Source organism: Marinicellulosiphila megalodicopiae (genome assembly GCF_045862395.1).
Taxonomy (GTDB): domain Bacteria; phylum Pseudomonadota; class Gammaproteobacteria; order Pseudomonadales; family Natronospirillaceae; genus Marinicellulosiphila; species Marinicellulosiphila megalodicopiae.
In genome coordinates this window covers 573,659-585,992 of the sequence record NZ_AP023087.1, presented here as the reverse complement: position 1 = coordinate 585,992, position 12,334 = coordinate 573,659, and the positions used below count along the sequence as shown (strand labels likewise).

Here is a 12,334-nt window from a genome sequence, read left to right as displayed (position 1 = left end):
ACCGGCTTTTCACATTAAAAACGGCGCCATAAACAGCGCCTTTTAAAAATTAATTAAAAAATAGGTTAAACATGAAAACAAAATTATTAATTGGCCTTGCCTCAGGAATATTATTAAATGCCTGTGACACAACGCCCGACACAACGCCATTTTCAGAAGTAAATGATACTCAAACCAATACAAGTTTGGCGACGCAAAGTGATACGAATACAATTACTAACACACAAAACCAAACCGAAAGTCAGACACAAAGTGAAACAGACACACAAAATGAAACACTGACAAATACCATCACACAAACTGCAACAGATACCATCACGCAAACTGAAACTGAAACTCAAACTCAAACCCAGTCACAAACAAATACGCAAACTCAAACCGATGTAGAAATCAATACAACCCTTCTATTAGACGAACGCAACTTATTAGCTTGTGATTATCAAAATTTATTTGAATACCAATACTCGCCAAATAATGGCGTGGCATTAAACAGCGCAAACGAAGTCGGTGCCAGTTTTACTTGGAGTTTTACAAGCGAAACTATTAATCAGTTAACCATTAAAATTCGTTACGCACATGCAACCGCAACAGGTCGAAGTGCAACCGTAACACTTGATCAAAATGCTCAAACTGCCGACTTTGTTAGCACAAACACTTGGGATAATTGGCAAATACAAACGATTGTATTTAATGAAACGTTATCAGCGGGCAATCACGATTTAACCATCAGCGCTTTAAACGCAACAGGTTTAGCAAACATTGATGAAGTGGTTATTGAAGCCGATGGTGAGTTAATTGATGTATTAATGCCGCCTTGTGCGCAACCAGAATATGCTTATTGTTTAGATGAACCGCAATCAGGCAGTGAATATTCAATCATTAATGCCAACAACGCATTAGGTTGGGGTATTGCTGAGGGCAGTTTAAATGCTGGTGCCGATTTAGTGATTTGGGAAACCTTAAATAATGCCGATCAAATATATCGTGCAGAAAAAATTAACGATAATTTATGGCAGTTTTACCCAAGCCATTCTGATTTACCCATTGCCGTGCGCGATGAATTATTAGTGGGTGGCATTCAATTAGAGCAACAAAATAACTCTGTTGGATTTTATGTACAACGCGACCATCAAAACCAACCATTTAAAATTGTAGCTGCACAAAGCGGGCTAACCGTATCCGTTGAAAGTGCCGATCAAGGCTCGCCAGTTATTCAAACTCGCGACGATCAAACAAGCCAAGGTCGATGGTTTTTTAATCCAACAGAAAACACCTGTACAACAGGACAGCCACAGTTAATTGAAACCAATATTGAAATTAACACACCAGTGCCTGAGTTAATTTCAAAAGACAAAACCGTCATTGAACCTTTCGCACATCAATGCATTGACCAACCACAAAACGGTTTAAGTTATCACATACAATTAGCCCAAGGCGGCCCAGCTTTTGATACGCCATCTGCGGCAAATGTGGCTGGCGCTCAAATGGGAATTTGGAATTTTTCAGGTGGCAAACATCAAATATTTTTGCTCGAAATGGTCGATGATTTTGATTGGATCATTAAGCCTGAACATTCCGATTTATATTTAAATTTTGCTAATGGGCAAAGCTCTGTTAATGCAAACTTAGAATTAAGTACAGAACCCGCGCACTTTGATTTAATCCAAAATGCAGCAGGTGGCCCATTTCGATTAATTGCTAAAGGTACAAATTTAAGTGTCACTGCATCCGGCACAAGCAGTGGAGATGTTTTAAGTTTAAAAACATTTGCAGACGAACAAACTCAGCGTTGGTTTTTAAATCCTGTGTATTCTGATTGCAACACAACTGGCGAAAACAAAAACATGCCTGTTGTTGATGACAATGATGACGATGACGTCAACGTACCTGATCCAAGTGGCAAAACATTAGCGTTTCCAGGGGCGCAAGGTCTAGGTCGATTTGCAGTGGGTGGTCGTTTTGGTGAAGTGGTGCATGTCACCAATTTAAATGATTCAGGCGCAGGTTCTCTGCGTGATGCCATCAGTCAGCCTAATCGTATTGTGGTGTTTGATGTCTCAGGTGTGATTAAAATTTCAGAGCGACTAGTGTTCAAGCAAAACCAAACCATTGCCTGTCAAACGGCTCCAGGTGGCGGCATAACAATTTATGGAAACGGGACATCCATGTCTGGTGCGCATAACTTAATTATTCGTTATTGTCGTATTCGCATGGGCAGAATCGGCACATCGGGCAAAGACACATTAGCCGCCGCCAACGGCCATGACATGATGTTGGATCACATGAGTTTAAGCTGGGGGCGCGATGCAAACTTTGACTTAAATACCTCATCTGGCGCCACGCTTTATAACATCAGTTTACAAGATTCGATTGTTGCACAAGGTTTACAAACCCACTCAACAGGAGGTTTGTTAGCTAACACGGGAACATCAGTGATTCGTAATTTATGGATCGATAATAATTCACGTAATCCAAAAGCACGCGGCACATTACAGTGGGTCAATAACGTTGTTTATAACTGGGTGGCTTCTGGATACATTTTAGGGGATACAACCGGTCGCAGTGATGGATATATGGTGGGTAACTATTATATTTCAGGGCCCGAAAAAGGCAGCAGCACATTAGGCAGCCCCGGACCTGCTTACAATATGTACGCAAAAGATAACTGGTATGACAGCAATCGTGACGGCGTACAAAACGGGCGTTTATTAGGTAAAGGCGATTACGGCAGTGTCACATGGCATGAAGATACCCCTTCTATAGAATTTCCTGATGTCACGATTTTAAGTGCACAACAAGCATTTGATTATGTGATTGCAAACGCAGGAGCATCGAAATGGCGCGACGAACCAGACCAATATGTCATCAACGAAGTATTAAGCTGGGGCACAACCGGTAAAACCATTTCAAATGAAACAGAGCTTGGCTTAACCAATAATGTGGGTGTCATTCCTACAGGTACATTACCAACGGACAGTGACAACGATGGCATGGCAGACAGCTGGGAATTAGCAAACGGCTTAAATCCAAACAACCCTGCTGATGCAATGACAGACATCGACGGCGATGGTTGGGTTAACATCGAAGAATACATCAATAGCTTGGTGAAATAATGAAAAAAACAATAATAAACTCGTTGATGCCTTTATCTCTTTTATTTGTTGCAGTAGGCAGTGCAGCACAAACGCCACAATTTAAAGTGGATTTAAACCAAGCCGGCCGCAGTGAAACTGAAGTAAACGAAATCGATTTTTTACCTTGGCCAGTCGATGGCGCGACCAGCATCAGTAAAAGTTTTTCAGAAGTGGGCGTGACATTCACCAGCACCGGTGGCGTAGGTGTTAGGTCATCATGGTATAAAACCTATGTGTCAAGTCCGTATTATGTGCGCTTAGCTGGCGACGGTTTGATTGTCGAAGAAGGCAACGATGGTGCGAGTGTCATCATGACATTAACCAATTTAAATTCAGGTAAAAACAGTGTTTTATTATATTTGAGTGTCGTAGATTCTGTTGCTGCAAACGACATTGCACCAGTGGATATTTATGTGGATGACAAATTAATAGTGGCCAACGTGCAGCCGACTGTTCGTGTTGCTAATAATGCAGACGCCACAACTGCTTATGTCACTTTTAACAGCACTGGCACAAGCAAAATACAAATTAAAGCGAAAACCAATGTTGGTAAATCATACAAAAACGTCACGTTAAATGGTTTTGAATTAAACACCACAAACGTGGACGATTTAGCTAAAAATCCAGTGCCGTTGCATCAAGATTTGCATGTTGAATCGAATAACGGCCAAGTGAATTTAAGTTGGGATTCATCGGCAAATGCTGTCAGCCATCGTGTGTATTTCAGCATCGATGAAAACGATTTGATAAATGGTAATACAGCAGGTTATGTCACTGAAACAAACAGTTCAAATCTAACGATTGAAGATCTAAACAGTTTTCAAAATTATTTTTGGCGCGTGGATGAAGTCGACAGTCAAGGCAATGTATTTACTGGTGACGTGTGGCAATTTAGACCGCGTCAATTAGCTTTTCCTGGCGCTGAAGGTTACGGGCGTTTTGCAATTGGAGGTCGTGGCGGCAAAGTTGTGCATGTCACTAATTTAAACGACAGTGGCCCCGGCAGTTTGCGTGAAGCCATTGAAACAGACATTGGCCCAAGAACCATTGTGTTTGATGTTGCAGGTCGCATTAAATTAGAAAGTCGTTTATCTCTTGGTGATAAATTTGTCACCATTGCAGGACAAACTGCACCGGGCAAAGGCATAACGGTTTCAGGTGCGCCATTTGGAATGGGCAGCGATGACGTAATTTGGCAGCAATTTCGTATTCGTATTGGTGGTGGAAAAACACAAGACGGCACAGGTATGGCCGGGGCGAATCATTCGATTATGGATCACATTTCAGTGAGCTGGTCGATTGATGAAGCGTTTTCATCGCGTAATGCCAAAAATGTGACTTTACAAAAAACGCTGATTTCCGAAGCGTTAAATATTGCCAATCACCAAAATTACCCAGTAGGAACCGCTCACGGTTACGCCGCAACAGTCGGTGGTGCAGTTGCCAGTATCCATCATAATTTATTCGCTCATAACGAAGGGCGAAATGTATCAATGGGTGGCGGCCTAAATGGCAGTAATGAATTTGCAGGGCAATTAGATCTTTTTAATAACGTGGTTTACAACTGGCGCGGTCGCACCACAGATGGTGGCGCGCATGAAGTAAATTTTGTAAATAATTATTATAAACCCGGCGCCGCATCAAGAGTATTTCATGCGTTAAAAGCAGACTTTGAAGACAATTTTGGTGGATCACAGCGCTACTATTATTCAGGTAATGTGATGCCTGGACATTTCTCGGCAAGTGATACTAATAAAGGACGAACCTCTACCCACTATATTTTTCAGGGACCAAACCAAGGGCAAACTTTAAGTGCCAGTAATTATATTAATGATGGCAATACCCTACCGGTTAATTACAACCCTTGGGTGGATCAGCCGTTTTTCCCATCTTATGCAGAGATTCAAACTGCAGAACATGCTTACAAAATCGTATTATCTGATGTTGGCATGAACATGCCAATGATCGATGATCACGATAAACGCATTATCAATGAAACCTTAAACGGCACCTATCAATACAAAGGCAGTGTGTCAGGTTATCCCGGATTACCCGATCATGAAAACGATGTAGGCGGCTATGAAAATTATCCGTTTGTGCAACGTGCAAATGATTTCGATAGCGACGGTGACGGCTTACCAAATATTTGGGAAGTGTTTTATAATTTAAATCCAAATTCAGCAAGCGGTGATTACTCTGATACCAATGGTGATCTAGATGGTGACCGATATACCAACTTAGAAAACTATTTGCATTACATGGCCACGCCACATTTCCAAATGGATTTAAATGCCACGACACAATTAAATTTAAACGATTTTTTTGCAGGTTTTAACAAAAATCCAAATTATATAGTACAGTCGGCCAATCAAGCGATGGTGCAAATTTCTGGTAACACCGCTTCAATAAAAGCAACCAATTGTGGAATGAATGAAGTTGAGTTTAAAGTAACCGATTCAGATAATCACAGTATGGTACGCAAAATATTTGTGTTTGTGCCAGATTTACAAAATGGTTGCGAAGTACAAGACACGCAAACTCAGACAGTTACTCAAACTGCAACTGCTACAGAGTCCTCAACTGCTACAGAGTCCTCAACTGCTACAGAGTCTTCAACCAATACAGAGTCCGCAACCAATACAGAGTCCGCAACCAATACAATAACTGCAACTGGAACCCAAACTGACAATCAGATTATCTTACAAGCTGAAAGTTTTGATGAAGCAGTCGGTGACGTTACCTTAGAAAATAACGGCACAACCATTGGTTATTTTAATCATCAAGAACAACTGATTTACAAAAACAAAACTCTAGGAAAAGTTGCCGCAATTAAACTTAACTTTGCCGTACCAGCAGCAGGAAACAGCATCGAATTAAGATTGGGTAGCGCAACTGGCGAGTTGTTAACGACGTTTAATTTAAGTGATACAGGTGATTGGCAACAGTATGTTGAAATAACCAACACACTGAATCAAAGCGTTGATATTAACGGGCAAGATATTTATTTAATTGGTCTCTCTGCGGATCAATCTTTTGTGGCAAATATAGACAACATAACATTTATAATTGATGACACTCAAACTACAACTCAAACTACAACTCAAACTACAACCCAAACTACAACTCAAACTACAACCCAAACTACAACTCAAACTATTACTACTACCGACACAGTCATCGAAACAGACACATTTACCGATGAAAATACTCAAACACAAACCACTACAGAGCAAAACACACAAACCGCAACGCACACAACAGTTAATACCTCAACCCAAACCCAAACTAACCTACAACAGTCACCAAGCGCAGCATCAACCGACAAAAAATCGGGCAGTTTCCCTGCATGGTTATTAGCAATAATGTTAGTAGTAATAAGATGGGGGAGAAAAAAATAGATTCATCGTCACAGAGGTTGTGACTAATTGATTGAAAACTCACAAAGAATCCCGACCCTACAATGTAAAATATGCGCATACCTGTAGGTTCGGGATTTATCGTCACAGGGATGTGACTAATTAGAATTGTGCGCGCCTAAATGGACTTAGGCGTTAGAGCGACGCAGGGATGCCAAAGCCGAGAGCGTGCAATCGTTCCGAAAAACAAACCAAGCCCTTTAAATGCTCTTTATTTAATGTGTATTGATTGAGCTTTCTTTTGCGTAATGAATCACGCACCTACAGAAAGATTATTTCCAACATTGTAGGTTCGGGATTTATTCCGAAAGAACTAACCAAATTCTTTAAATGCTCTTATTTAGTGTGTCTTGATTGAGCTCCTACAGAAAGATTATTTCCAACATTGTAGGTTTGGGATTCATTCCGAAAAAACAAACCAAGCCCTTTAAATGCTCTTTATTTAATGTGTATTGATTGAGCTTTCTTTTGCGTAATGAATCACGCACCTACAGAAAGATTATTTCCAACATTGTAGGTTCGGGATTTATTCCGAAAGAACTAACCAAATCCTTTAAATGCTCTTTACTTAGGACTTTATTTAGTAGGACTTTATTTAGTGTGTCTTGATAAATGCCTAAAAGTGATAATCATATAGAAAAGCCCCTAAGCAACATCAGAGCAACATCAGGACATACACCCAAACTAAATCTAACATTGATCAAACACTACCTATGTTAAGTTACATGTCATTGCAAACATGCGCTCAATTTAACATTCAAAAACGACACAACTATTGATGTATAACCACTTTCACTTAGATGATCATAATTCATCCAAATGCATTTACGCTTCTGCGAAAGTAATGAATGGTTTTAAAAACTTGTTACAAACACAGTTATCCACAGTTTATGTGGACAATTTATTTGACAATTCTCAATCTCTCTACTTCACTTTCTTTATATAAACTATATACATTACGTATATATTTAATATACCATTCATATATTCAATAATTTAAAGAGAAGTTCATGGGTATTGTAAAAATTAGCGAAGCGTTGCATGAGGACATTCGTGAATCTAGCGCGGTTATGTCTCGTTCAATTAATGCGCAGGCAGAATTTTGGATTAAAATCGGCATGATGGCGGAAATACATCCAAACCTAACTTATAACGAGCTGACACGAAAACTGTTGTTATCAACTAATAATAAGACACTCAAAGAGCTAGTAAATGAATAGCATTATTTTAAAAAATGAAAAACAGATTGAGCTTATGCATCAATCTGGTCAATTACTCGCTCGCGTTTTTAAAATGTTAGACGGTTATATTACTGCAGGCATATCTACTATGGACATCAATAATAAAGTAGAAGGATTTATTGTTAATGATTTAAAAGCCCGCCCAGCAAGTAAAGGTCAGTACGATTTTCCATTTGTGTTAAATGCATCAATCAACGAAGAAGTTTGTCATGGCATGCCTAATGAACATGTTTTGTTAAAAAATGGCGACATTGTAAATATTGATATTACTCTTGAAAAAAACGGTTACATTGCAGATTCAAGCACAACTTATTTGATCGGCGAAGTCTCACCACATGCCAAAAAATTAGTAGCCGTTACGTATCAAGCTATGTGCAAAGCCATTCAACTTGTCAAACCAGGAGTTCGATTAGGGGATATTGGTCATGCCATTCAAAGCCATGCTCAGACGCATAATTATTCGGTAGTTCAAGAATATTGTGGACATGGCATTGGCGAACAAATGCATGAAGCGCCTCAAGTTTTACATTTTGGACGAAAAAATACGGGTTTAATTTTAAAAGAAGGTATGGTGTTTACCATTGAACCAATGATCAATATGGGTAAACGGCAATGTAAAGTAAAAAAAGATGGCTGGACCGTTATCACAAAAGATAAAAAGTTATCTGCCCAATGGGAGCATACCGTTGCAGTGACCCAAGATGGTTATAAGGTATTAACTTTACGCGAAAATGAAGTGATCTGAATAAAAATAGTGACCCACTGTATTAATGCCTAAAAGAGAAGTGCCTAAAAGAGATGCCCACTTTACGAACCACGGTTCTTTATGTAGTGCGTCTGGATAGTAGAGCTTTCTTTTGCGTAATGAATCACGCACCTACAGAAAGATTATTTCCAACATTGTAGGGTCGGGATTTATCGTCACAGGGATGTGACTAATTAGAATTGTGCGCGCCTAAATAAACTTAGGCGTTAGAGCGACGCAGGGATGCCAAAGCCGAGAGCGTGCAATCGTTCCGAAAAACAAATCCACCCTGTAGGTTCGGGATTCATTCCGAAAAACTAACCAAATCCTTTAAATGCTCTTTATTTAATGTGTATTGATAGAGCTTTCTTTTGCGCAATGAATCACGCACCTACAGAAATGCTTTATTTAGGGTGTCTGGATAGAGCTTGTTTTATTAACTAGTATTTTTGCTTCTGTGCTTTTTTAAATCGTAAAAAATAATGGTAAAGCGAATGTTTTTCCCGCTTCGATTTTTTACTTTACTTCACTTTTCGTGACCGTATATTATTTTAATAAAAGAATATTGCTGCTTAAATTGTTTAATGGCATTTAATGATTCTACAGCCTGTTTTTGTAATGATTTGCCAATGGCCGCAGGTGCAATATTATTTTCAAATCCAAACGAAAAATGTGTGGCATCCCCTGCCAATAATATCCAACCATCAGTAGTATTCAATAAATAAGACACATGCCCTGCTGTATGGCCTACGGTGGAAATAGCAAAAAATGATTGATCAGAAAACACATCAATGACTTGCTGAAACGGGGCAATAGTTTGACTAAATTCAAAATCGAGATATTGCCAAGTACGATTTTGCAAAAATGCATTATTGATTAAATTGCTTAATAAATTATATTCGCGTTGATCGGCGATCACATTTATATACTCTGGCAAATCACTTAATGCAGAGCTGTGATCTGGATGAAAATGAGTCATAAACACCGCTTTAATTTTTTCACTTTGAATCTGATTAATATCTAACTGTTCATTAATTGAAACATCAAGATCATTTTTAATACCACTTGAGCTCGCCATAGTTCGCATTAGCCAATTGTAATTACCATCTGTTGATGTTTTAAACTCTTTAGCAAATCCCACATCCACTAAAAACAATCCCTCAGTGGGGTGTTCTATCACATGACTAAACACATCAAGTGAATCATACCGCCCTTCCCAGTCATCTTTAAAATTATGACTTTGCAATAATATGTTTCGATCCATCTGAATCTGCCCCACTTGCAATGTACGAAGCGTGAGTTTTGCTTGGTTTGTATTTGTCTTAAATATTTGTTGCCAATTTAATTGCGTTTGCTTGGTAAGCAAAAAAGCAGAAATCTGTGGATTGGTTGGCCAAAAATAAATACCAACACTCAACAAGATTAATGCAATCGCTAAACAGGTTATTAGAATTTTTTTTAAGATTTTAGGTAATGTTATTGCCATGATGATATCGCTTAAGTAAATAGCTTCCTTAAGCATAAACTATGACGTATAGGTCAGGGTCAAGCAAAATAGTTACACAAATTTAGATAAACAATATTCCATCGTTTAACGTATTTATTTTAAGGGAGACTCTGAATAACTAAATTTTTTTCTTAGTTGTTCAGAGTCTCCTAAGACTGAATTAATTGATTAATATTTTGCTGTAGCTGATTGAGCTTGTCGACTTTTTGCTGAATTTGAGAAATCTGTTCAAGCAGCTGAGTTTTTTTATCAGCAATAAAATCAAGACTTTTATGGCAGCGCTGTTCGCGAGGAAATTCATAAATAGGCATAAATTCCAAAATTTCAGCCAGACTAAAACCTAAAATTTTGCAACGTTTAATAAACTCAATTTGTTTAACATGATCTTCAATAAAATCACGATAACTCCCCTTTCGCTGAGCTAAGGGTATTAAACCAATCTGTTCATAATGGCGAATAGTACGCACCGATACATTTGTACGATTAGCAAGTTCACTTATTTTCATGTCTAGTTATTTTCTATTTGTTGAATATTTAAAAACAAATATTATCATGGTGGCATAAACATTTGAATGACGCTTATCGTTTAAGAAACTCTAAACAACTAGGGTTTTTTCTTAATTCCCAACTGAACATTCCTGAACAACCAAATCCTGTAGGTTCGGGATTCATTCCGAAAAACAAACCAAATCCTGAACAATCCACCCTGTAGGTTCGGGATTCATTCCGAAAAACAAACCAAATCCTGAACAATCCACCCTGTAGGTTCGGGATTCATTCCGAAAAACTATCCAAATCCTGTAGGTTCGGGATTCATTCCGAAAAAACAAACCAAATCCTGAACAATCCACCCTGTAGGTTCGGGATTTATCGTCACAGGGATGTGACTAATTAGAATTGTGCGCGCCTAAATGGACTTAGGTGTTAGAGCGACGCAGGGATGCCAAAGCCGAGAGCGTGCAATCGTTCCGAATAAACTATCCAAATCCTTTAAAAATCAAAACCGCGCAATGAATCACGCACCTACAGAAATGCTTTATTTAGGGTGTCTGGATAGAGCTTGTTTATGACAACAACAAAACCACCCAACACAACCCACTAAATCCGCTCTTGCTGAATCTTTTGCACCATCTGCTCCCAGCTTTTTGACCCACTATTATCCCTAATTTTGTTACCCTGTGCGGTGGCTTTGGCTAGCCACAACCCCTGTGTGTTAAATGAATAAATCGGCTTTAAGTCTAACCGCTCGTTGGCAGGTAATATCTCTGATTTTAAATTATCCAACACCAACGGAAATTCATTGGGTTGTTCATAATAAATCAACACCATGTGCGGCTCGTCATAATCCAATGCGCGTACATACATTAAACGCAGTTTATCCTCAGCGACGCCCATTGCCCTTAAACTCATGTATTTTAAAATCGCGTAATCTTCACAATCGCCTTTACCGGTAACCAGCGACTCAACAGGCGTTGCCCAATAATCATTTACCTTCCAATGGTTAGGATCCGTAGCGTATTGCACCTGTTGATTGGCATAAGAATTAGAGCGAACCAACTGTTCAAGCTCGTCTATTAATAAAGACTCATTTAACATCGACTCCCAACCCGACAAAATAACACGGGAGCGTTCGCCATAGGTGTCAGATTGATTTTGATAAAACACAGAAGTAAACACAGCAGACAAAGACAAATCAGTTGTTGCCCGAGCCAACCCGAGCAAACAGCTGACAAACAACACACCAAGCCAAAATAGACGAACGACACTAGACATAACAAACACAGGGTACAACCTCAAACAGATCCCTTTGTTTTCACTATAGAACAGCACGACTAAATAGCGAGACAAGCAACATTTGCTTACAAATCCAACCCCGAACAAACCAACCTGTAGGTTCGGGATTTATTCCGAAAAACTAACCAAGCCTAAAGTGACACCCACTTTACTGGCCAGCGGGCTAGTTGTTCGATCCAATACGAAGCCAGCACCTTCTTATCACTAGGCATCAACCGATTTGTACAATGGTACAAACCAACCTTTTACACCTTCCTTACACCACCCTAAAAAATCAAACACCATTAGAAACAAAACCATTGACCCCAAATAACAAAACCCAACCTCACGCCCTAGGCAAATGTTTCATTTCGTTACAATCTAAATTTGACTCACATCGCAGTATTCCGTAGCATGGCGCTGTTTTTTTGCACATATAGTACAGATTTAAAATTTTGCAAGTTTGTTTTAGTTTTTTTGATGTTATTGGAATGTAAAACAAAAAACGCTTCATAGAA

At 39.1% G+C, this 12,334-nt stretch carries 7 protein-coding genes; 4 read left to right on the top strand and 3 right to left on the bottom strand.

What is annotated here, in order from left to right:
- Nucleotides 1-71: 71 nt before the first annotated feature.
- The 4 genes from TYM08_RS02375 (at nt 72) to map (ending at nt 8,536) form a co-directional block, all read left to right on the top strand.
- The gene (locus tag TYM08_RS02375; protein WP_422381374.1) at nt 72-3,113 is read left to right on the top strand and encodes a hypothetical protein; all 3,042 of its coding nucleotides are present in this window, start codon (nt 72-74) and stop codon (nt 3,111-3,113) included.
- Complete coding sequence (locus TYM08_RS02370; protein ID WP_422381373.1) at nt 3,113-6,532, top strand: carbohydrate-binding protein; 3,420 nt, start codon at nt 3,113-3,115, stop codon at nt 6,530-6,532. Before TYM08_RS02375 ends, TYM08_RS02370 begins: the two co-directional genes overlap by 1 nt.
- A 1,028-nt stretch (nt 6,533-7,560) precedes the next feature.
- Nucleotides 7,561-7,770, top strand: coding sequence for a ParD-like family protein (locus TYM08_RS02365; protein WP_422381372.1), 210 nt, complete (start codon nt 7,561-7,563; stop codon nt 7,768-7,770).
- A complete protein-coding gene (gene map / locus TYM08_RS02360) occupies nt 7,763-8,536 on the top strand; it encodes a type I methionyl aminopeptidase (RefSeq protein ID WP_422381371.1) in 774 nt (257 codons plus the stop codon). Before TYM08_RS02365 ends, map begins: the two co-directional genes overlap by 8 nt.
- A 526-nt stretch (nt 8,537-9,062) precedes the next feature.
- Here map and TYM08_RS02355 read toward each other — a convergent pair.
- The 3 genes from TYM08_RS02355 to TYM08_RS02345 all read right to left on the bottom strand — a co-directional run bounded on the left by TYM08_RS02355 (nt 9,063) and on the right by TYM08_RS02345 (nt 11,816).
- Complete coding sequence (locus TYM08_RS02355; protein WP_422381370.1) at nt 9,063-10,022, bottom strand: MBL fold metallo-hydrolase; 960 nt, start codon at nt 10,020-10,022, stop codon at nt 9,063-9,065.
- A 170-nt stretch (nt 10,023-10,192) separates the two neighbouring features.
- Complete coding sequence (locus TYM08_RS02350; protein ID WP_422381369.1) at nt 10,193-10,549, bottom strand: MerR family transcriptional regulator; 357 nt, start codon at nt 10,547-10,549, stop codon at nt 10,193-10,195.
- A 592-nt stretch (nt 10,550-11,141) separates the two neighbouring features.
- A complete protein-coding gene (locus tag TYM08_RS02345) occupies nt 11,142-11,816 on the bottom strand; it encodes a transglutaminase-like cysteine peptidase (RefSeq protein WP_422382805.1) in 675 nt (224 codons plus the stop codon).
- Nucleotides 11,817-12,334 lie beyond the last annotated feature (518 nt).